General features: G+C 71.9%; 23 protein-coding genes and 6 tRNA genes. 9 read left to right on the top strand and 20 right to left on the bottom strand.

Features of this window, described 5'->3' with window-relative positions:
• Nucleotides 1-14: 14 nt before the first annotated feature.
• The 7 genes from ABT137_RS08320 to ABT137_RS08290 all read right to left on the bottom strand — a co-directional run bounded on the left by ABT137_RS08320 (nucleotide 15) and on the right by ABT137_RS08290 (nucleotide 7,809).
• The gene (locus ABT137_RS08320) at nucleotides 15-2,753 is read right to left on the bottom strand and encodes an exo-rhamnogalacturonan lyase family protein (RefSeq protein WP_351704390.1); all 2,739 of its coding nucleotides are present in this window, start codon (nucleotides 2,751-2,753) and stop codon (nucleotides 15-17) included.
• A gap of 106 nt (nucleotides 2,754-2,859) precedes the next feature.
• On the bottom strand, nucleotides 2,860-3,438 hold the full coding sequence (locus ABT137_RS08315) for a hypothetical protein (RefSeq protein WP_351704732.1): 579 nt from the start codon (nucleotides 3,436-3,438) through the stop codon (nucleotides 2,860-2,862).
• A 16-nt stretch (nucleotides 3,439-3,454) separates the two neighbouring features.
• Nucleotides 3,455-4,342 (bottom strand): carbohydrate ABC transporter permease, encoded by an 888-nt coding sequence (locus ABT137_RS08310; RefSeq protein WP_351704387.1) that lies wholly within the window; start codon nucleotides 4,340-4,342, stop codon nucleotides 3,455-3,457.
• Nucleotides 4,339-5,301, bottom strand: a complete 963-nt coding sequence (locus ABT137_RS08305; protein ID WP_351704384.1) for a carbohydrate ABC transporter permease — start codon at nucleotides 5,299-5,301, stop codon at nucleotides 4,339-4,341. Before ABT137_RS08305 ends, ABT137_RS08310 begins: the two co-directional genes overlap by 4 nt.
• An 11-nt stretch (nucleotides 5,302-5,312) precedes the next feature.
• A complete protein-coding gene (locus ABT137_RS08300) occupies nucleotides 5,313-6,599 on the bottom strand; it encodes an ABC transporter substrate-binding protein (RefSeq protein WP_351704381.1) in 1,287 nt (428 codons plus the stop codon).
• Nucleotides 6,600-7,196: 597 nt separating this feature from the next.
• Nucleotides 7,197-7,268: transfer RNA gene (locus tag ABT137_RS08295), tRNA-Val, on the bottom strand.
• A 76-nt stretch (nucleotides 7,269-7,344) separates the two neighbouring features.
• Nucleotides 7,345-7,809 (bottom strand): TIGR02611 family protein, encoded by a 465-nt coding sequence (locus ABT137_RS08290; protein ID WP_351704378.1) that lies wholly within the window; start codon nucleotides 7,807-7,809, stop codon nucleotides 7,345-7,347.
• A 191-nt stretch (nucleotides 7,810-8,000) separates the two neighbouring features.
• Here ABT137_RS08290 and ABT137_RS08285 point away from each other — a divergent pair, with 191 nt between their 5' ends.
• Entirely contained in the window at nucleotides 8,001-8,414 is a 414-nt protein-coding gene (locus tag ABT137_RS08285; RefSeq protein WP_004002642.1) for an SsgA family sporulation/cell division regulator, read from the top strand.
• Nucleotides 8,415-8,684: 270 nt separating this feature from the next.
• A complete protein-coding gene (locus tag ABT137_RS08280) occupies nucleotides 8,685-9,245 on the top strand; it encodes a CGNR zinc finger domain-containing protein (RefSeq protein WP_351704375.1) in 561 nt (186 codons plus the stop codon).
• A 100-nt stretch (nucleotides 9,246-9,345) separates the two neighbouring features.
• Here the strand turns inward: ABT137_RS08280 and ABT137_RS08275 are convergent, their stop codons facing one another.
• Together ABT137_RS08275 and ABT137_RS08270 are read right to left on the bottom strand one after the other, a co-directional pair.
• Nucleotides 9,346-9,498: a hypothetical protein gene (locus ABT137_RS08275; RefSeq protein WP_234531635.1), complete on the bottom strand. Its 153-nt coding sequence runs from the start codon at nucleotides 9,496-9,498 to the stop codon at nucleotides 9,346-9,348.
• Between the two features lie 257 nt (nucleotides 9,499-9,755).
• On the bottom strand, nucleotides 9,756-10,211 hold the full coding sequence (locus tag ABT137_RS08270; protein WP_351704372.1) for a hypothetical protein: 456 nt from the start codon (nucleotides 10,209-10,211) through the stop codon (nucleotides 9,756-9,758).
• A gap of 285 nt (nucleotides 10,212-10,496) precedes the next feature.
• Between ABT137_RS08270 and ABT137_RS08265 the strand changes: the two genes are divergently transcribed.
• Nucleotides 10,497-11,015 carry a DsbA family protein gene (locus ABT137_RS08265; RefSeq protein WP_351704369.1) on the top strand — a complete coding sequence of 173 codons (519 nt, stop codon included), beginning with the start codon at nucleotides 10,497-10,499 and terminating at the stop codon, nucleotides 11,013-11,015.
• A gap of 49 nt (nucleotides 11,016-11,064) precedes the next feature.
• Here the strand turns inward: ABT137_RS08265 and ABT137_RS08260 are convergent, their stop codons facing one another.
• The 3 genes from ABT137_RS08260 to ABT137_RS08250 all read right to left on the bottom strand — a co-directional run bounded on the left by ABT137_RS08260 (nucleotide 11,065) and on the right by ABT137_RS08250 (nucleotide 13,934).
• Nucleotides 11,065-11,889, bottom strand: coding sequence for a GNAT family N-acetyltransferase (locus ABT137_RS08260; protein ID WP_351704366.1), 825 nt, complete (start codon nucleotides 11,887-11,889; stop codon nucleotides 11,065-11,067).
• A gap of 76 nt (nucleotides 11,890-11,965) precedes the next feature.
• Complete coding sequence (locus ABT137_RS08255; RefSeq protein ID WP_351704363.1) at nucleotides 11,966-12,787, bottom strand: aminotransferase class IV; 822 nt, start codon at nucleotides 12,785-12,787, stop codon at nucleotides 11,966-11,968.
• Nucleotides 12,788-12,869: 82 nt separating this feature from the next.
• Nucleotides 12,870-13,934, bottom strand: a complete 1,065-nt coding sequence (locus ABT137_RS08250; RefSeq protein WP_351704360.1) for a chorismate-binding protein — start codon at nucleotides 13,932-13,934, stop codon at nucleotides 12,870-12,872.
• Between the two features lie 178 nt (nucleotides 13,935-14,112).
• Between ABT137_RS08250 and ABT137_RS08245 the strand changes: the two genes are divergently transcribed.
• The 5 genes from ABT137_RS08245 (at nucleotide 14,113) to ABT137_RS08225 (ending at nucleotide 14,582) form a co-directional block, all read left to right on the top strand.
• Nucleotides 14,113-14,185: transfer RNA gene (locus ABT137_RS08245), tRNA-Gly, on the top strand.
• Nucleotides 14,186-14,223: 38 nt separating this feature from the next.
• Nucleotides 14,224-14,297: transfer RNA gene (locus tag ABT137_RS08240), tRNA-Cys, on the top strand.
• A gap of 1 nt (nucleotide 14,298) precedes the next feature.
• A tRNA-Val gene (locus tag ABT137_RS08235) sits at nucleotides 14,299-14,370 on the top strand.
• Nucleotides 14,371-14,404: 34 nt separating this feature from the next.
• Nucleotides 14,405-14,476, top strand: a tRNA-Val gene (locus tag ABT137_RS08230).
• Nucleotides 14,477-14,510: 34 nt separating this feature from the next.
• Nucleotides 14,511-14,582, top strand: a tRNA-Val gene (locus tag ABT137_RS08225).
• A gap of 50 nt (nucleotides 14,583-14,632) precedes the next feature.
• Here the strand turns inward: ABT137_RS08225 and ABT137_RS08220 are convergent.
• The 4 genes from ABT137_RS08220 to ABT137_RS08205 all read right to left on the bottom strand — a co-directional run bounded on the left by ABT137_RS08220 (nucleotide 14,633) and on the right by ABT137_RS08205 (nucleotide 17,119).
• The gene (locus tag ABT137_RS08220) at nucleotides 14,633-14,944 is read right to left on the bottom strand and encodes a TFIIB-type zinc ribbon-containing protein (RefSeq protein ID WP_351704357.1); all 312 of its coding nucleotides are present in this window, start codon (nucleotides 14,942-14,944) and stop codon (nucleotides 14,633-14,635) included.
• 154 nt (nucleotides 14,945-15,098) lie between these two features.
• Nucleotides 15,099-16,019 (bottom strand): phosphotransferase family protein, encoded by a 921-nt coding sequence (locus tag ABT137_RS08215; RefSeq protein WP_351704354.1) that lies wholly within the window; start codon nucleotides 16,017-16,019, stop codon nucleotides 15,099-15,101.
• 438 nt (nucleotides 16,020-16,457) lie between these two features.
• Nucleotides 16,458-16,634 carry a hypothetical protein gene (locus ABT137_RS08210; RefSeq protein ID WP_046726640.1) on the bottom strand — a complete coding sequence of 59 codons (177 nt, stop codon included), beginning with the start codon at nucleotides 16,632-16,634 and terminating at the stop codon, nucleotides 16,458-16,460.
• A 209-nt stretch (nucleotides 16,635-16,843) separates the two neighbouring features.
• Nucleotides 16,844-17,119, bottom strand: coding sequence for a DUF8836 family protein (locus ABT137_RS08205; protein WP_294001445.1), 276 nt, complete (start codon nucleotides 17,117-17,119; stop codon nucleotides 16,844-16,846).
• Between the two features lie 196 nt (nucleotides 17,120-17,315).
• Here ABT137_RS08205 and ABT137_RS08200 point away from each other — a divergent pair, with 196 nt between their 5' ends.
• Entirely contained in the window at nucleotides 17,316-18,656 is a 1,341-nt protein-coding gene (locus ABT137_RS08200; protein ID WP_351704729.1) for a serine/threonine-protein kinase, read from the top strand.
• Between the two features lie 5 nt (nucleotides 18,657-18,661).
• Here the strand turns inward: ABT137_RS08200 and ABT137_RS08195 are convergent, their stop codons facing one another.
• The 4 genes from ABT137_RS08195 to cbiE all read right to left on the bottom strand — a co-directional run bounded on the left by ABT137_RS08195 (nucleotide 18,662) and on the right by cbiE (nucleotide 26,460).
• A complete protein-coding gene (locus ABT137_RS08195; RefSeq protein WP_181807761.1) occupies nucleotides 18,662-19,480 on the bottom strand; it encodes a TrmH family RNA methyltransferase in 819 nt (272 codons plus the stop codon).
• 92 nt (nucleotides 19,481-19,572) lie between these two features.
• Nucleotides 19,573-20,805 (bottom strand): uroporphyrinogen-III C-methyltransferase, encoded by a 1,233-nt coding sequence (gene cobA / locus ABT137_RS08190; protein ID WP_351704350.1) that lies wholly within the window; start codon nucleotides 20,803-20,805, stop codon nucleotides 19,573-19,575.
• 379 nt (nucleotides 20,806-21,184) lie between these two features.
• Nucleotides 21,185-24,889: a nicotinate-nucleotide--dimethylbenzimidazole phosphoribosyltransferase gene (gene cobT / locus ABT137_RS08185; RefSeq protein ID WP_351704347.1), complete on the bottom strand. Its 3,705-nt coding sequence runs from the start codon at nucleotides 24,887-24,889 to the stop codon at nucleotides 21,185-21,187.
• A 344-nt stretch (nucleotides 24,890-25,233) separates the two neighbouring features.
• On the bottom strand, nucleotides 25,234-26,460 hold the full coding sequence (gene cbiE, locus ABT137_RS08180) for a precorrin-6y C5,15-methyltransferase (decarboxylating) subunit CbiE (protein ID WP_351704344.1): 1,227 nt from the start codon (nucleotides 26,458-26,460) through the stop codon (nucleotides 25,234-25,236).
• Between the last annotated feature and the right edge of the window lie 15 nt (nucleotides 26,461-26,475).

Genomic DNA, 26,475 nt, shown 5'->3' with positions numbered 1-26,475 from the left:
GCTCCCCCACTCCTTTACGAGGGCATCTTGTCGCCGAGCAGTGCCAGGTTCTCGATGGCGGCGAGTCCGTACAGCGCGGTGTCGTTGGAGGACACCCAGCTCGCCTCGCTGCCCGCGACGAGCGTGACCGGGCCGGAGAGCGGCTCCGTCTTCCACGGCGAGGACTCCGTATAGCCGTCGGAGCTGTAGAACTTCGTCCACGCGCGCTTGGCGAGCGTCGCGTCGCCGGTCTGTACGGCGGCGTACGCGTCGAGGCGTGAGTGGCCCTGGAAGAGCAGCAGGGTGCCGAAGTTGGAGCCGTAGCGTGCCGCCTGTTCCGCCTTGGTGGCGTTGAAGTAGCGGCAGTAGTCGAAGTACGCCTCGGTGAACTCCGGCATGTCGGTCAAGTAGACGAGTTCGGCGCAGAGTTCGTTGAGGCCGAAGACGGCCGAGAGGTGCGAGACCGAGACGACCGGAGTGGTCGCCGTGGCGAACCTGCCGGTGTCCAGGTCGTACAGGCCGCTGCCCTGGACGAAGCCGTTGGGCTGGGCGGCGATGCCCGCCATGGTCGACAGGACGCGGGCCTTGGCCTTCTCCCACTTGGGCCCCTTGCGTTCCCACTCGGTCAGCCAGGCCGAGACCAGGCCGCTCCAGTCGGTGCCGAAGCCGATCGAGAGGGCGTGGCGGTCGGGGGTGTAGGGGTCGGTGCGGACCTTGCGCTGCGGGTCGAGGACGAGGAACGTCTCGTCGGAGTCGACGTTCGCGGCCATGAGGTCGCCGACGCGTTCGTCGGCGGTGAGGAAGTAGTAGAAGCGCCGGTAGGTGGTGTTGGAGATGCGCTGCTGCTTGGCGCTGTCGGCGTAGTGCTGGATGCCGTGCCGGGTGCCGAGCCCTGCCCACTGGCCGATGTGGTAGACGTCGACCTCGCCGGTGTGCCGGGTGAGCGCCTCGGCGAACCGGAAGATGTCCGAGCGGCCGCTTCTGAGGTACGCGTACCAGAGCCACAGGTCGGGCGAGAGCTCGGAGTTGTCCCAGGCATAGCCGCCGACGTCGTACCGCCACTGGTGGCGCACGGTGTCGTAGGTGTGCATGAAGTCGCCGTAGTCCCAGAAGCCGTACCAACGGCGTTGCTCCACCTGGTCCTTGTAGTAGGTGAAGAGGAAGTCGAGGTGGTCCTCGATCTTCGCCTTGGCGGCGGTGGAGCGGTCGGGCTCGGAGTAGAGGCCGGGGCCGAAGACCTTGGCCTTGATGAGCTGCCGGGGCGGGGCGGTGAGCTGCGGCAACGTCCGTACCGCCGCCACCTGTTCGGCCAGGGCGTCCGCCGAAGGGGTCGACTCGTTGGCCCAGAAGAGGAGTTCGGAGGTGCGGGCGATGCCGTAGGGGGTGCCGAACTCGGGCTCGTAGTCCTCGTAGGTGATGTTGAGGCCTTCGAGCTGCTTGGCGTAAGTGTCCTGACCCATGCCGTCGTGGTAGAAGCGCAGGTCCATCGGCTGGGCCTCGGGCGACCAGAGCCAGAGGGTGACCTCGGCCGCGTCGGTGTGGGCGTCGCGGATGTCGAGCTGGGCCGGGAACTTCTCCCAGAAGTCGCGCAGGCCGAAGGAGAGTCCGCCGCTCGCCCCGCCGACGTAGCCGAACCCGGAGGCCCGTCTGCCGCCGCCGGCCGCGATCCAGCCGTACCCCTTCTTCGTGCGCTTGCGCAGGGTGAAGCCGTCGGCGGAGAGCTGGGCGAGGGTGTAGTCGCCCCAGTGCGGGATGTACTGGAGGCGGGTGGTGACGCGCTGGTCCCAGGTGGCGGGGTCGGCGAGCTTCTGCCCGGCGTACTGGGCCGCCTGGACGGCCGCGCCCGGGTCGCGGCGCAGACCCATGATGCCCTGGACGGCCTCGCGCAGCAGGCCCGTTCCCTCGCCGCCGATCCGCACGTGCCGGTCGTACGCCTCGTCGCGCATCGGCACGCTGAACCGGACGCCGAGCCCGCGGATGAAGTCACCGCTCGCTCTGCCCGGCTCCTGGGTGCCGTCGTAGGTGATCGTGTGGACCATCCGGAAGGAGTCGGCGCCCGCGTAGAAGTAGAGCCGGATCGAGAACGGCAGCCAACTGCGGCTTCCCTTGCGGTGTTTGCCGTCGACGCGGACCACGGCCCGGACCGGGCCCTCCTGTTCGACGGTGACGGAGTCGATCGCGCCGTCGAAGCGCTCGGTCCTGACCTGGCCCTGGTCCTCGTCCTCGATCTCGGGCTGGCGGATGAGGACGAGCCGTCCGTTCCTGGCGATCTCCGTCGAACCCCGGGTGACGGACTTGACGATCGTCGAGCCGTCCTTGCCGATCGTGACGGTGATCACGCCTGTCGACACGTCGATCGTGCCGCCGTGCTTGTCGACGGTGACCTGCCGGGCCGGAGCGGCCGGTTCGCCTGCCGCGAGGGTGAGCCTGCCGGTGCCGGAGCCGACCGCGTGGGCCGTCCACTTGAGGGAGCCGTCGGGCCAGTAGGCGATCGGCCAGGACTGGACGGCCACGTCCTTGCCGTCCTCGTCGGTCAGCGCGAAGGTCTGGTCCTCCTGGAACGCACCCATCGGCCAGGGCACGCCGACGGTGGAACCGGGCGCGGCGCCGAGGCCGCCGTCCTCCAGCCAGTCCAGGGTCACCGGGTCCGCGTCGGCGGCCTCGGCTCCGGGCGCGGCCTGCGCGTCCTTCGCACCCAGCACCCAGCTGAACTGGGCGGCGGCGCCGGCGACGGCGGCCGCCTTGAGGAGGGACCTGCGGGGGATGGGAGACATGGTCCGCCTTTCCTGTCCGTGCGAGTGCAGGGAGGATGGAGAGTTGTGATCAGGTGCATGACAGAGGAAGGTGTGGCGCCGGGCGCCGACCCTGGTGCGGGGCCGGTCAGCCGTGGCGGCGCCGGTGACGCTCCTCGACCGCGACGGCCGCCGCCGCGAGGGCGCCCAGCACGGGCACCGCCAGGGGCGCGATGAGCAGGGCGGTACAGACCACGAGGACCGCTCCCCCGACGAGCAGGAAGGATCCGCCCGGGTCGAGGACGGTGCGGCGGCCGGCCGCCGCGAGCAGGGTGCGCCAGCGGTCGCCGGGCGCCCAGACGGCAGCGGCGCGCAGCCCCGCGACCGCGAGGCCGATCACCGCGAACAGGCCAACGGCCCCGACGAGCGGACCGCCCGGCAGCCCGGCGCGTACGGCTTGAACGTCCACCCAGGCGGCGGCGACCGCACCCCAGCCGGCGAGCCCGACGAGCCGGCCACCGGGCAGGGCGGCCCGGAAGTCGCTCACGAACTCCTGCCAGCCGCCGCCCACCTGACCGGTACGGCGGCGCAGGTGCCGGGCGCCGGCCGCGAAGGCGGCCGGGTAGGTGACGATCCCCAGGGAGGCGATGGCGATCCAGACCCCGGTGAGCAGGCACTCGGCGAAGACGCCGAACCGCTCCGCGAAGACGGACGGCCTTGCGCGCACGTCGGCCACGACGTCATCAGCCCTTCAGTCCGGAGGTCGCCATCCCGTCGATCAGATAACGCTGGAAGGCGAGGAAGAACAGGAGCACGGGCAGCAGCGCCACGAGGGACATGGCGATCATGCCGCCGTAGTTGGCGGCCACACCGTCGGAGTCGCGGAACATCATGAGTCCCAGGGAGACCGTGTACTTGCCGGGCTCGTTGAGATAGATCAGCGGGCCCATGAAGTCGTTCCAGGCGTTGATGAAGGTGAAGATCGCGCTGGTGATGAGGGCGGGCCGGCACAGCGGCAGCACGATCGACCAGTAGATGCGGAAGTGCCCGCAGCCGTCGAGCCGGGCCGCCTCGTCGAGTTCCCGGGGCAGGTTCCGCATGAACTGCACCATCAGGAAGACGAAGAACGCCTCGGTGGCGAGGTACTTGCCGATCAGCAGCGGGGCGTAGGTGTTGATCCAGCCCAGCTTCTGGAACATCACGTACTGCGGGATCAGCAGTACGTGGTACGGCAGGAGCAGGGTGCCGATCATCAGGGAGAAGAGCAGGTTGCGGCCGGCGAACCGGATGCGGGCGAAGGCGTAGGCGGTGAGGGAGCAGGAGACCAGCACACCGACGACGGCGCCGACGGCGTAGAAGAGGGAGTTCTGGAAGAACGTCCAGATGCTGATGTCCGCAATGCCGTCGGCGAGGCCCTTGAAGTTGGACAGGATCGGGTGGGCCGGGAACAGCCGGAGACTGTTGATGATGTCCTTGCTGGGCTTGAAGGACGCTCCGATCACCCAGACCACCGGGTAGAGGATGACCGCGAGGATCAGCAGGGCGCCGAGGTGCCAGCCGAGGGATCCGGCCCGGCGGCGGCTCGGCAGGGAGCGGTTCGGCAGGGACGGCTTGGTGGTGGTCGCGCTCATCGGGCGTCCTCCTCGTAGTGCACCCACTTCTTCTGGGACCAGAAGAGGACGGCCGTCACCAGGGCCACGGCCAGCAGCAGCATCCAGGCCATCGCGGCGGCGAAGCCCATCCGGGCGTTCTGGAAGCCCTGCTGGTACAGGTAGCAGGTGTAGACGAGCGTGGCGTCGGCCGGTCCGCAGGTGCCGTTGGAGACGACGTAGGCCGAGCCGAAGATCTGGAAGGAGTGGATGGTCTCCAGGAGCACGTTGAAGAAGAGCACCGGGGAGATCATCGGCAGGGTGATGTTCCAGAACCTGCGCAGCGGTCCGGCGCCGTCCATCTCGGCTGCCTCGTAGAGCTCCTTGGGCACCTGCTTCAGACCGGCCAGGAAGATGACCATGGGCGCGCCGAACTGCCACACGGTCAGTGCGACCAGGCAGTACAGCACCCAGTCGGCGTTGCCGACCCAGCCGCCGACGTGCCGGCCGAAGAGGGACTGGGTACGGTCCACGATCGCGCCGTCGGAGAAGAGCGACCGCCAGACGAAGCCGACGGAGACGCTCGCGCCGATGAGCGAGGGGGCGTAGAAGGCGGCCCGGTAGAAGGCCTGGCCGCGCCGGCTCTGGGCCAGGAGCATCGCCACCCCGAGCGCGAGCAGTAGCTTCAGCGGGGTGCCGATGACCACGTACTTCGCGGTCACCTCCACCGACCTCTGCCAGCGGGGGTCGTCGAACATCTTGGTGAAGTTGTCGAACCCGATCCACTTCGGGGTGTTGAAGAGGTTGTAGTCGGTGAACGCGAAGTAGAGCGAGGCGACCATCGGGCCCGCGGTGAGCAGCAGGAAGCCCGCGATCCACGGGGACATGAAGAGGTAGCCGGCGAGGTTCTCGCGGCGGCGGCCGGGCCGCCGCCGCGTGCGGGCGGAGGCGGCCGGGCGCGGCTCGCGGGCGGCGGGCAGGGAGTCCTTGACGAGCGTCACGGCAGGTCCCATCAGGCCTGGAAGGCGGCCTCGGACTCGGTGAAGAACTGCTTCACCGCGTCGGAGACCTTGGTCTTGCCCTGGCCGAGGTCGCCGCCGATGCGCAGGAAGGCGGCCTCGATGGTGTCGGCGCCGGAGGGATGCGGGGTGATCGTGCCGAGGACGCCGGCCTTGGCGGTGTCGTCCTCGTACTGCGCGATCTCCTTGTTCACCGCGTCCGTGGGCTTGAACGCCGCGTACTGCTCGGTGCTCGCGAGGATGCCCCGGTCGTAGCCCATGATCTTGCCGACCTCGGGGTCGTGGACCATGAAGTCGATGAACTGCGCGACCTCCTTGGGGTGGGAGGTGCGGGCGGAGGCGCTCAGCATCAGGGAGGCGAGGTACTGCCCGGTGTGTTTGCCGTCCATGGTCGGGATCGGGGCGAGGCCGTAGGTGCTGTCGCCCTCGGAGGAGTAGCGGACGGTGAAGTTGTCCCAGGTGAACTCCGAGGCGCCGTGCCCGGCGGAGAGGGAGGACTTGGGGAAGTCCTGGGCCACGACCTTCGGGTCCGTGACGATGCCGGCCTTGACGCGGCCGTAGCCGTCGCCCCACCACTCCGTCAGGTCGGCCTTGTCGAAGCCGAGCCCGTCCTTGGTGTAGAACGCCTTGCCGTTCTGGCGGAGGTAGAGGTCGTAGAGGTACATGATGCCGAAGTAGCCGGTGTCCCCCGCGACCTTCGTCTTGTCATGGATGGTCTTCAGGGCCTTGAAGTAGTCGTCCCAGGTCCAGCCCGTGTGCGGCTCGACGCCTGCTTTCTCGAAGACCTTCTTGTCGATGACCAGCGCCATGGTGTTGGAGCCGACGGGGATTCCGAGCTGCTTTCCGTCGACCTCGCCGACCTTCGTCACTCCGGCCCGGAAGTGATCCAGGCTCAGATTTCCTGCCTGAACCTGTGACTTGAGGTCGAGGAGAATTCCTCGCTTGTCGTACTTCCGGAGAAAGGTGACGGCATTCTGGAAAACGTCCGGGGGATTTCCGCCGGCGGCCTGGGTCTGGAACTTCTCCCAGAACGACGCGTACGTCTGAAAGTCGGTCTTGACCTTGATCTTCGGGTACTTCTTCTCGAAGAGCGTGATGGTCTTGTTGATCTTCTGCGCGCGTTCCTCGGCGCCCCACCACGAGTAACGGATCGTCACCGTTCCGTCCCCGGAACCGCTGCCACCTCCGCACCCGGCCGTCGCGGCGATCCCGAGCGCGGCCGCCGAGGCCCCGGCCGCCTTCAGGATGGTCCGCCTCTCCACATTCCTGCTGGTTCCCACAGTCGGGCCCCTCCCCGCAGCGTCGCCGACGCCTGCATGAATCGTTTCAAGTAAGCGCTTGCTGGCACAAGTTACGGAGGGGCCGGTGAGGCGTCAATGATTCGGACAGGAATTTCTTGTGGGCGGGGCCGGCGGGGCGGGACGGCGCGGCGGAACCGCGAGGGGTGCGGGGCGGGTGACGCCACAGGTGAGGGGCGTTCAGTCGGGGGGTCGAACGCGAAGTGGCCTGCGGGAGGCGGGGGTTACGGGTTGGCTTCGGCGAGCAGGGTGGAGGGGGCGGCGAGAAGGGGGGCAAGCGGCTCCGGGGGGGCGAAGGCCGGAGGAGGGGTTGAGATGGGGTGGGGCGGGGTGGGCCGAGACAGGCAGACGTCGGAGGTCTGAGAACCCGCAGCGCATCTCGTGCCGCCCCGAGCACCAGCCCGAGGCAGGCCATGTACTGATCGTGACCGTGGCCGTCGCCCGAGGTGGCCGTCATCGCCGTGGCCGTCGCCGCCGTGGCCGTCGCCGCCGTGGCCGTCACCGCCGTGGCGCCGCCCCTCCGAGCCCCGAGACGACCGCGGCCCACCTGCTCTCTCGCAGGTGGGCCGTGGTTCCGGGTGGGCGATACTGGGTTCGAACCAGTGACCTCTTCGGTGTGAACGAAGCGCTCTCCCACTGAGCTAATCGCCCGGGCGCAGGAAGAACATTACCCCATGTCAGGGGGTGCCCCCGACCAGTCGCCGGGGGCCTGCGGCCGACGGCCGGATCACTCCTCGATCTTCCAGGGCATCACGATCCCGAACCTGGAGAGGTAGATCCCGGCCCCGGCGGCCACGACCACCAGGCCGATCGTCGTGAGGGTGATGTTGCGGCGGCGCACCTTGGGGTCGAGGGCCTTCTGGGCCGCCTCCGTGACCTTGCGCTTCGTCCAGCGCAGCACCAGCTGGGCCCAGACGAACTCGGTCGCCCAGATCGCCATGCCGGCGAAGATGATCACCCAGCCGGGTCCGGGCAACGGCAGCAGGACGATGCCCACGGCCACCACCGCCAGGCCGATCGCGAAGACCCCGACCTGCCAGCTCAGGTGCAGCACCCGGCGCGCCCTGATGAACGCGGGCGCCCGCGATCCGAGCCCCCGCTCGTCACGCCCCCGGTCCGTCGTCGTCCCGTCCACCTCGCTCCCGTCCGAGGCCACGGCGGCCTCGCCCGGTTCGTTACTCCCCGTATTCATACGACCAAACCCTACCTGAGCGATTCAGGTCACCGGAATGGTCGTAGATCGCGTCCGGGTTCTCGGCCGGAAGAGTTACGTAAACACACGCAAAACACTCAGAGGGGTTTACAACGGCACCGTAGGTGGCATGTCGATTTCGCCGACGTGCGAATCCCCGAGCGCACACTGAGCGAAAGGCCCTGGCGCTTATGAACACCACGGTCAGCTGCGAGCTGCACCTGCGCCTCGTTGTGTCGAGCGAGTCATCCCTGCCTGTCCCCGCAGGCCTGCGGTACGACACGGCCGACCCCTACGCCGTGCACGCCACCTTCCACACCGGAGCCGAGGAGACCGTCGAGTGGGTGTTCGCCCGCGACCTCCTCGCCGAGGGGCTGCACCGCCCCACCGGCACCGGCGACGTCCGCGTCTGGCCGTCCCGCAGTCACGGTCAGGGCGTCGTGTGCATTGCCCTGAGCTCTCCGGAAGGGGAAGCCCTGCTGGAAGCCCCGGCGCGGGCCCTGGAGTCCTTCCTGAAGCGAACGGACGCCGCCGTGCCGCCCGGCACGGAACACCGCCACTTCGATCTCGATCAGGAGCTGTCGCACATTCTGGCGGAAAGCTGAGGGCACGCCCCCTGCAAGCCGCCCGGCGCCGTCCACTCGGGGAGACGGCTCGGGCCTAGACAACCGCATACGGCAGCACCGGCGCCGCCACCGTGTTCGGTCACGGGGCGGCGCCGGTGTGTCCGCGTGCCCGTGGAACCGCCGGGGGGCGGTGCGCGTTGTACCGGACAGTCACGAGTGGGACAGGGCACGGTGCGGGGCCGCCGTATGTCGCTACCATCGGCCACCATCGGCGGGCGCCCGCCCGACCCTCAGGCCAGGGAGCGAAACGTGCTGATCACCCACGACACCCGGTGTTCTCTCGACGCCGTGGTGGATCTGGTGAACTCCGCGCCGGAGGACGACGCGGCGCCGGACGGACTGCCCGATGTCGCGACCCTCCTGGATTTCGTACGAAACCACGACATCAGCGATGTGGGCGTCCTGTCGGAGTTCGATCTGTCGGCAGTGCGCAAGATCCGCAGCCGCTTCGCGGGCATCTTCGCCGCTCCGGACGCCCGGACCGCCGCCGGGATGATCAACGAGCTGGTGGCGGCCGCGGGCACCACGCCCCGGCTCACGGACCACGACGGCTACGACTGGCATGTGCACTACTTCGCGCCCGGTGCCTCGGTGGCCGACCATCTCGCCGCCGACTGCGGGATGGCGCTCGCGTTCTTCGTCGTCGCCGGGGAGCAGGAGCGACTGCGGCGCTGCGAGGCTCCGGACTGCCGGCGCGCCTTCGTCGACCTCTCCCGTAACCGTTCGCGTCGTTACTGTGACAGCCGGACCTGCGGAAACCGCCTGCATGTCGCCGCGTACCGGGCACGCCGCAAGGAGGCGACGGGCTGATCGGAGGGACGTCGGGAACGGGGTGCACACCGCGGGAGTACCGACGGTGCAGATGCCGACGCCGGTCCCGGCGGGTGACGCCGGGACGGGCGGGTACGGCTCACAGCCACAGCAGGTCGTGCAGCGCAGCCATGAGGAGCAGACACCCGATCACCGCTAGGAAGATCATCAGCGGTGGCTGGGAAAGGGCGAAGAGGCACCCGCGGGGCTCGTCCTTCGACGGCGCGGCCTCGCTCTGTTTCGTGTCCAGCATCTCGCGGCGATGATGTCCCAGCGGACACCCGCCGCGCGATCAACACGCCCGGAATGGGCGGGAGTTCGCCGAATTCCGTGATGTCCGTTTCGCTTCCGCTCGCCCTCTGAACACTTCCGCGCGCGCCGCAGGCGCACTGTGTCGTTTCAATGCCTCATGTGACTGTCATATGCATGCGCCCGCAACCCGGCTGAACAGCGCCGCGCCGGCGTGCTGCGGGGCGCCGTCCACCGTGCCCCGTCCGCCGCCGCGGCGTGTCATATTCCGTGCTTCTTGAGGATGGCCTCGATGTCGCTGAAGTCGTCGCCCGAGCCGGCGCTGCGGGGCGCCGCCGCGGGCCTGGTCGCCGGGCGGGTGGCCGGACTCAGGGACGGTGCCGAGGCGGCGGGGGCGACGGCGTCATGCTCTGCGCCCCGGGAGGCCGCCTTGCGCTCGGCACGGGTGCCACGGCCGCCGCCGCGCCGGCGCTCCACGGCGCGGGTGGTGGCGAACAGGGCCCAGGCCGCGCCGAGCACGCCGAAGCCCGCCCAGGCGGTGGGGCTGAAGACGGTGTCGGCGAGCCAGCCGACCACGCCGGTCATCACCAGGCCGACGGGGACGAGGGAGTAGGCGGCGATGCGGGCCGCCGCCAGGTACCGCTTGCGATAGGCGGTGACCACGGCGATGCCCAGGCCTGCCGCGGACGCGGCGGAACAGACTGTCTCGGCGATCATCCGGTCCTCCTGCGGGCTGGGTCGGGCGGGCGGGGCGACGGGCGGCGTGCGTGCGCTGCTTCGCCCCTTCCATCGTGCACCGCCCGGCCCGTGCGATCCATGCCCAGGCCTGACATTCAGGGGCATCTCGGGGTCCTCTCCGGGTCGCCTCCACCCCAGGGACGAGCCACGACCACACCCGCTCCAGCCGTCGGCCCCGGATACCGGCCGCCGCCCGGTCCGTCCGCCGGCCACCCCCGCCGTCTCGATTCGGTGGACGGAGCGTGGCCTGGAAGACTGGTCGGCATGAACGACTCCCCCGCGCGCACCGACGCCCTGGTCCTCGACGTCTGGTGTGAACTCCAGTGTTCCGACTGCCGCAGCGCCCTGGACGACCTCCGCGCCCTGCGTGCCCGGTACGGTGACCGGCTGGAGCTGCGGCTGCGGCACTTCCCGCTGGAGAAGCACAAGCACGCCTTCGCCGCCGCGCAGGCCGCCGAGGAGGCCCTGGAGCAGGGCAAGGGCTGGGAGTACGTCGAGGCGGTCCTCGGCCGGGTCGAGGAACTGGACCGCGAGGGCGAGCCGTTCCTGGTCGAGGTGGCCGGCGAACTGGGTCTGGACGCCGAGGAGTTCGACACCGCGCTGGTCGACGGCCGGCACATCCTGATCGTGGACGCCGACCAGGCCGAGGGCAAGGCCATCGGCGTGACGGGCACCCCGACGTACGTCATCGGCGGCGAACGCCTCGACGGCGGCAAGAGCCAGGAGGGCCTGCGCGAGCGCGTGGCGGAGATCGCCGACCGGTTGCTGGCCGAGCAGGAGTGACCGGGCAGGAGTGACCGGGCATGAGCGACCGGGCAGGACTGGCCGGACCTCAGATCAGGTTCTTGTAGAAGACGCAGGACACCGTGACGTACCCCAGCGACTCGTAGAGCCGTTCGGCCGGGGTGTTGCCGGCGAACACGTTGAGGCCGAGGACGGGTCTGCCGGCGGCGATCGTCTGGTGCTCCGCCAGCAGCATGAGGGTGCGGCCGTGTCCCCGGCCGCGGTGGGCGGCGTCGGCCTCGACGTCGTACACCCAGGCCCGGTCCTTCCAGAAGGCCAGCCACAGGGTGCCGACGCGTGTCCCTTCGTGTTCGAGGATGCTGAACCGCATGTCCTCGGTGGCCGGCCCCCGGGGCAGCAGTCGCTCGTGGTCGCGCCGCGACTTCTCGTGTGCCTCGGCTTCGGGCAGGCCCCGCTCGATCCACATGCGTGCGTGCGCCTCGGACTCGTACGCGAGCCACTCCTCGAACTCGGCCTCGCTCATGGCACGGCCGAGGCTGCCGGCCGGCAGGGCGGGCGGGGTGTCGCCGAGGCGCTTCTCCATCCTGCGGTTGCGCGGGACGTAGCCGAGCGCTGTGACGAGCCGCAGTGCCGGCTCCGCGGCGGCCGGGACACTCACCTCGATCTGCCGGCAGCCCCAGCCGCGCGCCACCTCCTCCGCGGCGAGCGCGGCCACGGTGCCCCGACCCCGGCGGCGGTCGGGCTCCTCGATGCGCAGATCGACGATCCGGGCCACGCGAGACCCGAGATTCGGCGAGGTGCCGAGGTGGAGGGTGCCGACGGGCCTGCCGTTCACGCACACCTGGAAGTGGCGGGAGGGCGCCCCGTCGGCACCGTGCTGGAGCGGCTCGGTCGGCCGCAGGGTCGTGGTCATCAGGGGTGTTCTACCCGCCCGGGACGGCGACGTCAGCCCAATATGGCCCGGTCCGGCAATGCCCCCATGGGGGCTCTCAGGGATCCAGGTCCTCACCCGAGCGCTCGTCGAAGATGCGCATGGCCTTGGCGGTCACCGGACCGGGGGCGCCGGGAAGTTCGCGGTCGTCGACGCGGTGCACGGCCTGGACGTCGCGCAGGGTGGAGGTGAGGAAGATCTCGTCGGCCCGCTCCAGGACGTCCAGGGGCAGGTCGGTCTCCCGGGCGCCGGTCCACTCGACGGTCAGGGCGCGGGTGATGCCGGCCAGGCAGCCGGAGGCGACCGGAGGGGTGTGGATCTCGCCGTCGAGGACGACGAAGACGTTGGAGCCGGTGCCCTCGCAGAGCTGCCCGACCGTGTTGGCGAACAGGGCTTCGGAGGCGTCGTGTTGGTGGGCGCGGGCCAGGGCGACGACGTTCTCGGCGTACGAGGTGGTCTTCAGGCCGGTCAGCGCGCCGCGCTCGTTGCGTGTCCAGGGGACCGTGATCACGGCGGTGGAGTCGGCGCGGCGGCCGGTCTCGCCGAGGGCGACCACGAGGGTGGGGCCGCGGTCGCCGCGGTCGGAGCCGAGGGGGCCGTGGCCGCCGGTATAGGTGATGCGCAGCCGGCCCAGCGGCATCGGGTTGGCCGCGAGGACCGCCTCGCAGGCCCGGCGGACCTCGTCGTGGTCGGGGTCGGGCAGGCCGAGGCCACGCGCCGAGCGGGTCAGCCGGTCGAGGTGGCGGGTGAGCGCGAAGGGCCGGCCCTCGGTCGCCTTCACCGTCTCGAAGATGCCGTCCCCCACGGTCAGCCCGTGGTCGAAGACGGAGACACGCGCGGACTCGACGTCCTGCAACCCGCCGTCCAACCAGATCTTCACTGCTCTCTACCTCACAAGTCAGCGCCGGATGCGTCGGTTGCGCCGGACCGGCCGCGGGTACGGGGGTGTCCTCCGGGTCTGCTCAGCACCCGGGACCCCCTTCGTGCACGTCGTACGTACCCGACGCTACCGCGAGCAGCCGGGCGGCCTTCAGCTCGGTCTCCCGCCATTCACCCTCCGGATCGGATCCCCAGGTGATCCCGGCGCCGGTGCCGAACCGCAGCGCGTCACCGTCGCCGGACCGGTCGATCCAGAAGGTACGGATGCCCACGGCCAGCTCCCCGACGCCCCGGTCCGCGTCCACCCAGCCGATACCGCCGCAGTAGGGGCCGCGCGGCACGGTCTCCAGGGTGTCGATGATCCGCAGGGCGCTCGACTTCGGCGCGCCGGTGACCGAGCCGGGCGGGAAGGCCGCGGCGAGCAGTTCGGGCCAGCCGGCGTCGGCCCGCAGCTCGCCCCGGACCGTGGAGACCAGATGGACCAGCCCCGGGTGCTTCTCGACGGCGCACAGGTCGGGGACGGTCACGGTGCCGGTGGCGCAGACCCGCCCGATGTCGTTGCGGACCAGGTCCACGATCATCACGTTCTCGGCGTAGTCCTTCTCCAGGAGGTCCGCCTCGGTACGGCCGGTCCCCTTGATGGGCCCGCTCTCGACGGTCCGCCCCGTCCGCCGCAGGAACAGCTCGGGCGAGGCGGTGGCTATCTCCACCCCGTGCGCCGGGAGGCGAATCGTTCCGGCGTACGGCGCCGGGTTGCCGCGGGCCAGCAGCGCGGTCAGGGCGTCCACGTCGGCGTCCGGGGCGACCGGCGCGGACAGCACGCGGCAGAGGTTGGCCTGATAGACCTCGCCGGCCGCGATGTGCGTACGGATCCGCCGCACCGCCGCCGTGTACGCGACGTGGTCCAGCGACGACGTCCAGTCACCGACCGCCGGGCCCCGCCACCGTCCCGGCACCGGCGCGGGCACCGGCTCCGCCCGTACGTCGCCGAACCGGGCGCAGGTCAGCCGGCCCTCGAAATCCGCGCAGACGGCCCAGAATCCGGCGGAGTCGAGGGCCGCGGGGTCGCTGGTCACGTCGAGGAGGCCGGTGGCGACGCGGTCGCCGAACCGGGCGAGAGGAGGGTGATGAGGAGCGCGATGGAGCACGTCGTCGAGTCTATGGCGGGTGTCCTCGGGGTGGCCCGGGCATGTCGTCAAGGGGGCCCTGACCACCTCATCCGTCGGGACCGGCGCAGCACGCTGCGCAAACGCGTTTTTGTGCTGGCCCGGGAATCCGCTAGAGTTCAACACGTCGCCGGGACGCGAGAGCGGACCGAAACGACAGGCGGACGTAGCTCAGTTGGTAGAGCGCAACCTTGCCAAGGTTGAGGTCGCGAGTTCGAGCCTCGTCGTCCGCTCGAAGGAACTAGGGGTCTTCCCGATCCCCTACACTCCTGGTGGAGTGGCCGAGAGGCGAGGCAACGGCCTGCAAAGCCGTCTACACGGGTTCAAATCCCGTCTCCACCTCCAAGGACGATTAGCTCAGCGGGAGAGCGCTTCCCTGACACGGAAGAGGTCACTGGTTCAATCCCAGTATCGTCCACTGGATCTTGGCCGGAAGGCCGTGGATCTGTCTCGCGCGATTAGCTCAGCGGGAGAGCGCTTCCCTGACACGGAAGAGGTCACTGGTTCAATCCCAGTATCGCGCACGCAGTGCCCGTGATCCTCGGATCTCGGTCCCGAGGACGATTAGCTCAGCGGGAGAGCGCTTCCCTGACACGGAAGAGGTCACTGGTTCAATCCCAGTATCGTCCACACAGCAAAGAGCCCCGGCCGTCTCGTACGGCCGGGGCTTTTTCGTGCGGTCAGCTGGAGAAGAGCATGTGCGCCCAGCTCTTGTGGCCGTGGTGGCCGCCATGGCCGCCGTAGTGCCCGCCGTGACCGCCGCCGTGGTGACCGCCGCCGTGCTGCGGGGCGCCCCAGGCCGGCGCGGGCGGGGCCGGGTAGGCCTGCGGAGCCGGCGGCGGGACCGGCTTGGACCACTGTGCCTCCAGCTGGGTCAGCGCCTCCAGCTCGCCGTAGTCGAGGAAGATGCCCCGGCAGCCGCTGCACTGCTCGATCTGGACGCCGTTGCGGTTGTAGGTGTGCATCGGCGCATGACACTTCGGACACTGCATGGTCGGCTCAACTCCTCGCCGGTAAAAACTGCTTCGCGTTTTCCCCAGGACAGACTCCGTCCGTTCCCGGTCGGTTGCACCTTACTTCGGGAAATCGTGGGCCAACCGCCCGGGGACCAAGGTCGTTCGGGAGCTGTACGGATGCATTCCGGGATCATTGCGGAGCCATTCGGGCACATGCGTCGATCAGGGACTGCTCGACCTCGTCCAGAGGGCGGTCCGCCGCGATGGCCTTGGCGAGGTAGCGTGCGCCCGTCTGGACGGTGAGGGCGCGGGCCGGGACGTCCAGCGCGGGCCAGGGGTCGCCGTCCTCCGGTACGGCCGGACCGCCGGCCTCGCGGTAGGCGCCGAGGAAGCGGGTCCACTCCTCGGGCGGGAGGAGGCCGCAGGCGTACCAGGACGCGGGGCGGGCGAGGTCCCAGGCGGGATCGCCGACGCCGAGGTCGTCCACGTCGATGAGCCGCCACGGGCCGTTCGGCGCCGGGTAGCGGACCAGCTGGCCCAGGTGCAGGTCGCCGTGGCAGAGGGTGCGGGGGCGGCCGGGCATGGGGGCCTCGGCGCGGGCCCAGGCGGGCAGGGCGGACCAGGCCCGCAGGACGGGCGGGGCGGCGGGGTGGGCGCCCGCGCCGGGGAGGGCTTCCCTGAGCCGGGCCATCGCGTGGGCCGCCTTGGCGGGGCCGCGCATCGGGGGTGTGGCGGGGGCGGGCGGGGTGCGGTGGAGCAGGGCGAGGAGGGTGGCGGCGGCTTCCCAGGGGGCGGCCTCCGGAGCGTCGGGGTCCACCGGGGCGCCGTACGGCCAGAGGGTGACGGGGCGGTCGTCGACGAAGGCGGCGGGGGCCGCGGCGAGGGGCGGGAGGAAGACGCCGGGGAGGCGGGTCGCCGTGGCCAGGCGGAGGGCGAGGGCGGTGGGGTCGGTGGCGGGGGCGTGGGCCTTGGCGACGGTTTCCGCGTGGCGGAGGACCATGGTGTCGGGGCGGTGGGCGAGGGTGGTGGTGCCGCAGGCGCAGGGGGCCGCGTCCGGGTGGGCGGCGGCTGTGACCTTGGCGGTCAGCTGGGGCAGTAGGTCTGCGGTCATGGGGTCCCCCGGGAGGTGCGGCTGTGCTGGGGTGAGGGTACGTGGGTGTGGTGGGCCGGGGTTCACATGCGGCCGGGGTGGGGGCTGGGGTACCGGGGTGTCGCTCACCCGCGCTCGCGGGGTGCCGCTGCGCCCACCCGTGCCGCCCTGGGGGCACCTCCCAGGCCCTTATGGCACTGGGGGAGGCACGACTGCCCGCAGCTGAGTAGCGCCGTAAAGGGCGCTGGGGGCACCCCCGGCCGAAGGCTGGGGGAGGAACTGCGCGATCAGCCCCCACCGGACCGCGGCCTGACAACAACCGCAGCCCCGGGAAAAAGCAATGCCGGCGCAGCTCCCCAGCTGCGCCGGCATTTTGCCGTCCGCCGCACCCCCGTCCCCACGGGGTTTCATGGGTGGATGTCCCCGCCCGGACCGCTCTTCCGGGCCTGGGGTCGCCGCTCAGCGCCCCAGCATCACTCCCACGGACGACGCCTGTGTGGCCACTGTCTCCCAGCCGTCGAAGACGAGGAGGAGCAGGGCCGCCAGGGGAAGGGCCATCAGCGTCGCCACCAGCGGGTGGCGGCGGCCCTGTCGGCGGGGACGGGTGGTGTGTGTCCGCTGTGCCGTAAGGGCCATGGTCCCTCTCCTGACCGTGCTCAGTTGTCGTTGGCAGCGGCGGGTGTCTGACCTCGGGGGACGAGTGCTGCACCCGCCGCTTGACCTCAAATCTAGGCGCGTGCCACCTCGCGGACGTCATGCCCTCGTACCGAATCGCGGGCCTCCGAGAGGATGAGCCGTGACCTGCGGTCTACTCCCCTGGGTGGAGACGGGTCCTACGTCTCGTCCTACCCCTCGGGGTCTTCCCGGAGGGGGTGCCCGGTCCTTCCCGGTTTTTCCGAGCTGTCCTCTCGGGGCACCGGCTGCTCCACGAGGGCCAGGACCCGGGTCGCCATGAAGCGGGCGGTCCGGACGACGGCGCCGTTCCGCGTGACTTCGCTCACTTCCACCACCCCCCGCCGTACCGCTGTCTCCACCCGGCGGCCGGCCCTGCTCGCCACCACCTCGTACGTACGGGTCGTGTCGCCGGCGTCCACGACTATCTCCACGCGGTCACCCTTCACAGCATCAATCCCCCTTCTGTGACGGCTTGTTGGAGCAGACGGGTGCTCAAAGGTGCCGATAACGGCGCCTTCCTGACCACTCCTCAAGTCTCGCACCCGGCACTGACAATCCATCGGGCCGAGAGGGCGCGGCCTCTGCGCACGGGCGGCCCGGTAAACGTAAGCTGTGCCACGTCAGACGGACCGGGCAGCGGGGATGAACATGGCGATGATGCGCCTGAGGCGCGAGGACCCGCGCGTCGTCGGCTCGTTCAGGCTTCACAGAAGGCTCGGCGCCGGCGGGATGGGCGTGGTCTACCTCGGCTCCGACAAGAAGGGGCAGCGGGTCGCGCTGAAGGTGATCCGGCCCGATCTGGCGGAGGACCAGGAGTTCCGGTCCCGCTTCGCCCGTGAGGTCTCGGCGGCCCGGCGGATCAGGGGCGGCTGCACCGCGCGGCTGGTCGCGGCGGACCTGGAGGCCGAGCGGCCGTGGTTCGCCACCCAGTACGTGCCCGGCCCTTCGCTCCACGACAAGGTCGCCGACGACGGCCCGCTGGGCGCGGCGGACGCGGCGGCGGTCGGGGCGGCGCTGTCCGAGGGTCTGGTCGCCGTGCACGAGGCCGGGGTCGTGCACCGGGATCTCAAGCCGTCGAACATCCTGCTGTCCCCGAAGGGGCCGCGGATCATCGACTTCGGCATCGCCTGGGCCACCGGGGCCTCCACCCTCACCCACGTCGGTACGGCGGTGGGCTCCCCCGGGTTCCTCGCGCCCGAGCAGGTGCGCGGGGCGGCCGTCACCCCGGCCACGGACGTCTTCTCGCTCGGCGCGACCCTCGCCTACGCCTCGACCGGCGACTCGCCCTTCGGGCACGGCAGTTCCGAGGTGATGCTCTACCGGGTCGTCCACGAGGAGCCGCACCTGCACGGCGTGCCGGACGCGCTCGCGCCGCTGGTGCGGGCCTGTCTGGCCAAGGACCCGGAGGAGCGGCCGAGCACGCTCCAGCTGTCGCTCCGGCTGAAGGAGATCGCCGCGCGCGAGGCGCAGGGGCTGGCCGACGTACGGCCGCCCGCGCCGCGTGCCGCGGAGGCGGACCGGCCCACCGGGCGGCTCACCGACACCTACTCGACCTACCCGGATCCGCAGCGCACCCAGCGCCGGCCGCAGTCCTCGTCGGGTGCGTCGGGCGCGCCGGTGCGGGGCAACGCTCCCTCACGCGGCGGCAGCGGTCCGCGCCCGGCCGGCGGTGTGCCGTCCCGGCCGAACGGCGCGCGCCCCACGCCCGCCCCGCGCGGCAACGGCACCCGGCCCGGGAACGGGAGCGGGAACCGGCCCGCGTCGCGCGGCGGCAACGGGCGTCCCGCGCCGCGTCCCACGGGTACCGGTCGGCGGCCGGCCAATCCTCGGCTGCTGCGCCAGCGGCTGTTCGTGTTCGTCGTGGTGACCCTGCTGGTGGCGCTGGGGATCGCGCTGGCCCAGGGCTGCTCCGGGCCCGCCCACGGGATGGGCGTGCCCGGTACCGGTGTCGTACCGGCGAAGGCCGTGGCCCTCAGGGAGTAGCGGTCCTACGCCTCGGGGCGGCCGGTGGTCACCGCGTAGAAGGCGACCGCGGCCGCCGCGCCCACGTTGAGGGAGTCGACGCCGTGGGACATCGGGATGCGCACCCATTCGTCGGCGGCGACCAGCGCCTGGGTGGACAGGCCGTCGCCCTCCGCACCGAGCATCAGGGCGACCCTGTCCATCCGGTGCGGGGCCGCCTCGTCCAGGCTGCGGGCCTTCTCGTCCGGGGTGAGGGCGAGCAGCGTGAACCCGGCCTCGCGGACCGAGTCCAGCCCCTTGGGCCAGGTGTCGAGACGGGCGTACGGCACGGAGAAGACCGCGCCCATGGAGACCTTCACGCTGCGGCGGTAGAGCGGGTCGGCGCAGTCCGGGGAGAGCAGTACCGCGTCCATGCCGAGGGCGGCCGCCGAGCGGAAGATCGCGCCGATGTTGGTGTGGTCGTTGACCGACTCCATGACGACGACCCGGCGGGTGGTGCGCAGCAGTTCGGTCGCCGTCGGCAGCGGCTTGCGCTGCATGGAGGCGAGGGCGCCGCGGTGCACGTGGTAGCCGGTGACCTTCTCGGCGAGCTCCGGGCTGACCGCGTAGACGGGGGCCGGGAGTTCGTCTATGACGTCGCGCATGACGTCGACCCACTTGGCGGACAGCAGCATGGAACGCATCTCGTAGCCCGCGTCCTTCGCCCTGCGGATGACCTTCTCGCCCTCGGCGATGAACAGGCCCTCGGCCGGTTCGCGCTTGCGGCGCAACTCGACGTCGGTCAGGCCCGTGTAGTCACGGAGGCGCGGGTCGTCGGGATCCTCAACGGTGATGAGATCGGCCACAGGGTGATACTGCCTTGTCCTGGGTGGGGTGCCAATGGTCTGGGGCGGGTTGTGTTACCCGGGGTTACGTCGGTGCCCGCGCGGGTGCCCTTTCAGGCCGCCGGGCGCGGCCCGACGTTCACGACCTCGCCGATCACGATGACCGCCGGGGGTTTCACTTCCTCGGTGCGGACGACCTCCGCGACCGTGGCGAGGGTCGCGTCGACCCGGCGTTGAGCGGCCGTCGTGCCTTCCTGGACCAGAGCCACAGGAGTTTCCGGGGACTTGCCGTGCGCGACCAGGGTCTCGGCGATCTTCCCGATCTTGTCGACGCCCATGAGGACGACGAGGGTCCCGGTCAGCCTCGCGAGGGACGGCCAGTCGGCCAGCGAGCGCTCGTCGTCCGGTGCGACATGACCGCTGACCACCGTGAACTCGTGTGCGACGCCCCGGTGGGTGACCGGGATGCCCGCGGCGGACGGTACGGAGATCGAGCTGGAGATGCCGGGGACGACCGTGCAGGGGATCCCGGCCTCGGCGAGCGCCTGGACCTCCTCCATGCCCCGGCCGAAGACGTAGGGGTCGCCGCCCTTGAGCCGTACCACCGACTTGCCCTGCTTGGCGTGTTCGATCAGAGCGTTGTTGATGGCCTCCTGGGCCATGTAGCGGCCGTACGGGATCTTCGCCGCGTCGATCACCTCGACGTGCGGCGGGAGTTCGGCGAGGAGGTCGCGCGGGCCGAGGCGGTCGGCGATGACGACGTCGGCGGCGGCCAGCAGGCGGCGGCCGCGGACCGTGATCAGGTCGGGGTCGCCGGGGCCGCCGCCGACCAGGGCGACGCCGGGGGTGCGGGTGCGGTGGTGGGGGGCGACGAGGGTGCCGTCGCGCAGGCCCTCGACGACGGCGTCCCTGATGGCGGCGGTGTGGCGGGGGTCGCGGCCGCGCGCGTCGGTGGTGAGGACGGCGACCGTGACGCCCTCGCTGTGACCGGTCGCCGGGGTCCAGGCGGTGGCCTGGTCGGCGTCGTCGGACCGTACGCACCAGACGCGGTGGCGCTCCGCCTCGGCGGAGGCGGCGGAGTTGGCGGCGGGGTCGCTGGTGGCGATCAGGGCGTACCAGGCGTCGCCGAGATCGCCGTCCTGGTAGGGGCGCCTGACCCAGGTGAGCTCACCGGCGTCCGCCATCGCTTCGACCGAGGGGGTCGCCTCGGGGGAGACGAGGGTGATGTCGGCGCCGGCCGCGATGAGGGCGGGGAGGCGGCGCTGGGCTACCTGACCGCCGCCGAGGACGACCACGCGGCGGCCTGTGAGGCGGAGGCCTACGGGGTAGGCGGGGTGTTCGGCCATGAGGTGCGGCTCCTCCGAGGCGTTGCTATAGCCCTGACGTGCAGATTTTACGGGGCAGGGTGACTTGGTGGGACAGGTGTCCGGGGGCTGGGCGTTGCGTGCCGGGTGCAGGGCTGTGGGTGGTTGTGCCCACCCGTTCCGCCCTGCGGAACGACTGCCCACAACCACCCGGTCGGCCGAAAAGGAAGCTGGTGCTGCCGTCCCGCAGCCCAGAACCACCGGTCGGCCGACAAGGAACCCGGCACGGCCGTCCCGCAGCCCTCAGCCCGCAGCCCGCAGCCCGCAGCCCGCAGCCCGCAGCCCGCAGCCAACGACCAGTGGGCCGCAGCCCGCAGCCAACGACCAGTGGGCCGCTACGGGAGCCCGGAACCGTAGTCGCCTACTTCTCCGTCACGCCCGCCGAGTCGAACGTCGCCACCTCGTGCATGGCCCGCGCCGTGCTCTGGACCAGCGGAAGGGCGAGCAGGGCGCCCGTGCCCTCGCCCAGGCGGAGGTCGAGGTCGACCAGGGGGCGCAGGCCCAGCTTGTTCAGGGCTGCCACGTGGCCCGGTTCCGCGCTGCGGTGGCCGGCGATGCAGGCGGCGAGGACCTCGGGGGCGATGGCGCGGGCCACGAGAGCGGCGGCGCCTGCGCTGACGCCGTCGAGGATCACCGGCGTGCGCAGGGACGCGCCGCCCAGCAACAGGCCCACCATCGCGGCGTGTTCGAAGCCGCCGATCGCGGCCAGGACGCCGATCGGGTCGGCCGGGTCCGGCTGGTGGAGTTCCAGGGCACGGCGGACCACCTCGGTCTTGCGGGCGAGGGTCTCGTCGTTGATGCCGGTGCCGCGGCCGGTGACCTCGGCGGGGTCGGCTCCGGTGAAGACGGAGATGAGCGCGGCGGAGGCGGTCGTGTTCGCGATGCCCATCTCGCCGGTGAGGAGCGCCTTGTTGCCGGCAGCCACCAGGTCGCGTGCGGTCTCGATGCCCACCTCGATGGCCTGCTTGGCCTCCTCGCGGGTCATCGCCGGGCCGGTCGTCATGTCGGACGTGCCGGCCCGGACCTTGCGCGGGAGGAGCCCCGGCGTGGCGGGCAGCTCGGCCGCGACGCCGACGTCGACCACGCAGACCTCGGCGCCCACCTGGCTCGCGAACGCGTTGCAGACCGCTCCCCCGCCGAGGAAGTTGGCCACCATCTGGGCGGTGACCTCCTGCGGCCAGGGGGTGACGCCCTGGGCGTGCACCCCGTGGTCGCCGGCGAAGATCGCGACGGCCGCGGGCTCCGGGATCGGCGGCGGGCACTGCCGGGACAGGCCGGAGAGCTGCGCGGAGATGATCTCCAGCATGCCGAGCGCGCCGGCCGGCTTGGTCATCCGCTTCTGGCGCTCCCAGGCCTCGCCGAGCGCCTTGGCGTCCAGCGGGCGGACACTGGCGACGGTCTCGGCGAGCAGGTCGTGCGGGTCCTCGCCGGGCAGCGCGCGGCGGCCGTAGGTCTCCTCGTGGACGACCCACGACAGCGGGCGGCGCTTGGACCAGCCGGCCTGCATCAGCTCGGGCTCGTCCGGGAACTCGTCGACGTAGCCGACGCACAGGTAGGCGATGACCTCCAGGTGCTCGGGCAGCCCGAGGGCGCGGACCATCTCGCGCTCGTCGAAGAAGCTGACCCAGCCGACGCCCAGGCCCTCGGCGCGCGCGGCGAGCCAGAGGTTCTCGACGGCGAGCGCGGCGGAGTAGGGCGCCATCTGCGGCTGGGTGTGCCGGCCGAGGGTGTGGCGGCCGCCGCGCGTCGGGTCGGCGGTGACCACGATGTTCACCGGGGTGTCGAGGATGGCCTCGATCTTCAGTTCCTTGAACTGCTTCGCGCGGCCCTTGGGAAGGGACTTGGCGTAGGCGTCGCGCTGGCGCATGGCCAGTTCGTGCATCGAGCGGCGGGTGTCGGCCGAGCGGATGACGACGAAGTCCCAGGGCTGGGAGTGGCCTACCGAGGGCGCGGTGTGCGCGGCCTCCAGGACGCGCAGCAGCACCTCGTGCGGGATGGGGTCGCTGCGGAAGCCGTTGCGGATGTCACGGCGCTCGCGCATGACCTTGAGGACGGCCTCGCGCTCGGCGTCGTCGTAGGCGGGCGCGGCCGGGCCGGTGGACTGACGTGCTTCTGCCACGGGGGCCGTGCTCTCTTCCTGGTCGGCGGCCCTGGTGTCCAGGTCCTCCGCTTGCTGTACGACATCGGGGTGCCCCGGCAGCGGAGCGGGTTCGGCCTCGCGGGGCCCGGGGACCGTCGCGGCCTGTCCGGGCGGCGACACACCTCCCTGGTCCTGCGCGGGGAGGACCAGCGGGTGGGGCGGGGTGGGGGCGAGGTGCGGTGTGGTCGGCACCTGACCGTCCACGGGGACGAACTCGCCCAGGAGGTGGTCCGGGGCCGGTTCCGTCGGGACGGTGGCCGCCGGGGTCTCCTCGGGGGCGGGCGCCGGGCCCTGGGTCTGCGGGCCGGCGAGGGGGACGTCGACCGGCTGGGCGGGCTCGGCGGGGTGCGACTCGGGGGTCTCGGCCGGCGGCGGCACGACGGCCTCCGCGGATACGTCGGCCGCGGCGGGCGGAGTGACCTGCTCGGCCTCCGGGACGGCCGACGTGAGGGGCTCCGCCGGCTGGGGCGGCTGGGGGACCTCGCCGACAGCCTCGTCGGGCTGCACCGGCACGGGCGGCACGGCGGGCATCGGCTGGACGTGCTCGGCCACGACGGCCTCCGGAGCCGGGACGGGCTCGGAGGCGACAGCTTCCGGCGCGACAACTTGCGGCGCGACAACCTCCGGTACGACAGCATGCGGTACGACCGCTTCCGGCGCCGGGGCCGGTTCGGGCACCACGGGCTCCGTGACCTGCTCGACTCCGACCGGCGCCACGGCCTGCTGCTCCGGCGCGGCTACCACGGCATCGGCGGCGTTCTCCGGCTCCGTCAGCCGATGACCGGCCTCCTCCGGCACCGGCGGGGTACCGCCGCCAACGGGCGCGTCGGTGCCGGGAGCCGGTACGGCCTCCGGACTCACCACGTCCGACGGAGCCACCTGCGTCAGCACCGCATCCGGCCCCTGGGGAGCCTGCGGAACCTCGGCGCTCCCGGGAGCGTCCGGGAACTGCGGAACCTGCGTCACGTGAGCAACGCCCGGCGCGTGTGCGGCCGGCGGTGCCACCGGCTCGGCCACCGGTACCGGAACGCCCCCGTCGACCGGCCGGGCCGCGCCCTGCGCACCGTACGCGTTGTCGAACTGCGCGCCGACGCCGGCCGCAGGTACCTGCGGCTCGCCCGCGGCCACGGCCGCCGTGGCGAGCCGGGCGACGGCCGCCTGGGCGGCGCCGCCGATCGGGTCGGGAGTTCCGAGTTCGTGAGCGGCCACGGGCTGCGGCAGCGGCTCGGGCTCCGGAACAGCGGGAGCGGCAGGGACGGCGGGAGCCGCGACAGCAACCGGCTCGGGAGCCGGAGCAACCGTTTCGGCAGCCGTGGCCGGTGCTGCCACCTGGGCCACCGGAGCGGCCTGCGCGACTGCCTGCGGTGCCGCCTGCGGGAAGACCTGCGGCGCACCCCAGGGCGCGGCGGACTGCGGTGACTGCGGTACCGCCTCGTGCGGCGGCTGGACGTCGAGGTACTCGGGACCGGCCGCCGGCGCGCCCGGCTGCCGCACCGGCACGCCGGCCGGGCCGCGGTCGGCGAGGGAGCGGACCGGGCTGGTGGAGGCGTCGGGGATCGGCGGGCCGAGGTGCAGCGGGCGGCGCGGCGCCGGGGCGGCCGCCGGGTCGTGCGGCACGGAGAGGATCGGGGACGCCGGTACCGAGCTGGGCAGCCGGACGGCGGTGAGGTCGACCGAGCCGCTGTCCCGGCCGTCCATCTCGTGCGGGCCGGGCTCGTGGACGGTCTCGACGACCGGCTCCGGGGCCGGCGGCGGCACTTCGTTGCCCCAGGCGCCCTGGGCCCCGGGGAGCAGCAGGTCCTCTTCGTCCTCGGCAGGCGACTCGGAGAGGTAGGTGTACGCGCCGTGCGCGGGAACGCCCGGCTGTTCCACCATGCCTGCGCTCTCCGGCAGTCCCTCGCCCGGGACCTGGCCGGTGTCCGTCATGCGTACCCCTCGCCCATCGGTTAGTGCCTTCTACGACCAGCTCGCCCGGGACGGCGCACCGACCGCCCCGCAGTGAAGAACGAGCGTGCGTGCCCAGCGGCACGAACGACCCGCCAGAAAAGGCGACAAAGCCATTCAGTGGCATTGTCCCGGCCGTTCGACCGTCGCGACAGCGTGATCCGCGACAGCCCGCTGTGGACTGCGCCACGTTGCGCGTCCCCGGTTATGCCGTACCACACCCGCCCCAAAAGGGGCGCGTTTTCCGGACATTGGCGAACGAATTTCCGGGCCACCGGTGCGGTGCAGCGATCGGCCAGCCTACCGCGCGCAGTATGACAACAGGATCACGGGGCGCGCTCGGGGAGAACACCGCTGAGCAGGAACGCGACGTTCCGCTCGGTCTCCGTCCAGGCCCTGGTGTCGAGTTCGACGGACTGCAGCAGGGCGCATTCGACGTCGTATCCGTGCTCCGTCAGGTCGCGGCCGATGAGTTCGGCCGCGTCCCGGGTGGCGGCGTCCGCGACGATGCGCTGCGGGCGGCGGTCGGCGACCGCGCTGACCACGGCCGCGCCCCCACCGCCGACCCGGACGACGTCGGGCTCGGGCAGGTCCTCCAGCACGTGCGGGGCACCGCCGTGCACGATCTGGAGCTGGACGCCGAACTTCCGGGCGGCCGTCTCGCTGCGCACGCAGGCCGCGAGGTCCCGGTCGACGGCGATGACGGCGGCTCCGGCGCGCGCGGCCTCGGTGGCGAACGCGCCGCTGCCGCAGCCGATGTCCCAGACGAGGTCTCCGACCCGGGGTCCCAGCCGGGCGAGTTGGGCGGCCCGCAGCAGATCCGTCTCCCCTTCGCCGAGCGGGGCGCCGTCGCCGTACTCCGCGTCGGGCAACACCCAGCCGCGCGGGCCGGTGGCCGGATCGCGGCCGGCGATCCAGCCGCCGCCGTCGGGTGCCGTCACCGCTCCGGTGGTGCCGCCGATGACGATGACGACGTTGGGGTCACGCCAGGCGTGGTCGGCTGCCTTGTCGGAGGTGACGACGTGCACCTGCTCGCGTTCGGTGCCGAGTTCCTCGCAGATGACGAAGGTGCGGTGGACACCCTCCATGAGGAGGCCGAGTTCGGCCGGGCCGGCGCCGGGTGAGGTGAGGACGGCGACCTTGGTGTGGGCGCGGCACACATTCACCGCGCGTCGCAGGGTTCGCCGGTGTGCGACGACCACTTGTGCGTCGTCCCAGGGCATCCCGGCGCGGGCGAAGGCGGCGGCCACCGAGGAGACGGCGGGGACGACCTCGACCTCCAGGCCGAACTCGGGTGCGCGCAGGGTCCGTACGACGCCGAAGAAGCCGGGGTCGCCGTCGGCGAGCACCACGGCGGTGCCGCGGTGGCCGGCGATGCGGCGGGCGGCGAGGGCGACGCTGCCCAGGCGGATGCGTTCGGCGCCGGGCGGCACCTCGGGGAGGGCGAGATGGTGGGCCGCGCCCGCGACGAGCGTGGCGGCGCCGAGCGCGCCGCGCCCCGCGGCGGTCAGGGGCGAGCCATCCCAGCCGATCACCGTGACCCGGTCGGCCATCGTCGTCAGTCTCCA

Origin of the sequence: Streptomyces sp. NPDC001980 (assembly GCF_040296885.1) — a bacterium.
Lineage (GTDB): Bacteria > Actinomycetota > Actinomycetes > Streptomycetales > Streptomycetaceae > Streptomyces.
Note: the sequence above shows the minus strand (reverse complement) of the source record. Positions and strands in the feature narration are given on the sequence as shown.

Bases quoted from the DNA above. Each gene is read 5' to 3' on its own strand.
- ABT137_RS08320 (WP_351704390.1), bottom strand. From the start codon at position 2,753: ATGTCTCCCATCCCCCGCAGGTCCCTCCTCAAGGCGGCCGCCGTCGCC.
- ABT137_RS08310 (WP_351704387.1), bottom strand. From the start codon at position 4,342: ATGAGCGCGACCACCACCAAGCCGTCCCTGCCGAACCGCTCCCTGCCG.
- ABT137_RS08290 (WP_351704378.1), bottom strand. From the start codon at position 7,809: ATGAATACGGGGAGTAACGAACCGGGCGAGGCCGCCGTGGCCTCGGAC.
- ABT137_RS08285 (WP_004002642.1), top strand. From the start codon at position 8,001: ATGAACACCACGGTCAGCTGCGAGCTGCACCTGCGCCTCGTTGTGTCG.
- ABT137_RS08275 (WP_234531635.1), bottom strand. From the start codon at position 9,498: ATGCTGGACACGAAACAGAGCGAGGCCGCGCCGTCGAAGGACGAGCCC.
- ABT137_RS08270 (WP_351704372.1), bottom strand. From the start codon at position 10,211: ATGATCGCCGAGACAGTCTGTTCCGCCGCGTCCGCGGCAGGCCTGGGC.
- ABT137_RS08265 (WP_351704369.1), top strand. From the start codon at position 10,497: ATGAACGACTCCCCCGCGCGCACCGACGCCCTGGTCCTCGACGTCTGG.
- ABT137_RS08260 (WP_351704366.1), bottom strand. From the start codon at position 11,889: ATGACCACGACCCTGCGGCCGACCGAGCCGCTCCAGCACGGTGCCGAC.
- ABT137_RS08220 (WP_351704357.1), bottom strand. From the start codon at position 14,944: ATGCAGTGTCCGAAGTGTCATGCGCCGATGCACACCTACAACCGCAAC.
- ABT137_RS08215 (WP_351704354.1), bottom strand. From the start codon at position 16,019: ATGACCGCAGACCTACTGCCCCAGCTGACCGCCAAGGTCACAGCCGCC.
- ABT137_RS08210 (WP_046726640.1), bottom strand. From the start codon at position 16,634: ATGGCCCTTACGGCACAGCGGACACACACCACCCGTCCCCGCCGACAG.
- ABT137_RS08200 (WP_351704729.1), top strand. From the start codon at position 17,316: ATGAACATGGCGATGATGCGCCTGAGGCGCGAGGACCCGCGCGTCGTC.
- cobA (WP_351704350.1), bottom strand. From the start codon at position 20,805: ATGGCCGAACACCCCGCCTACCCCGTAGGCCTCCGCCTCACAGGCCGC.
- cobT (WP_351704347.1), bottom strand. From the start codon at position 24,889: ATGACGGACACCGGCCAGGTCCCGGGCGAGGGACTGCCGGAGAGCGCA.
- cbiE (WP_351704344.1), bottom strand. From the start codon at position 26,460: ATGGCCGACCGGGTCACGGTGATCGGCTGGGATGGCTCGCCCCTGACC.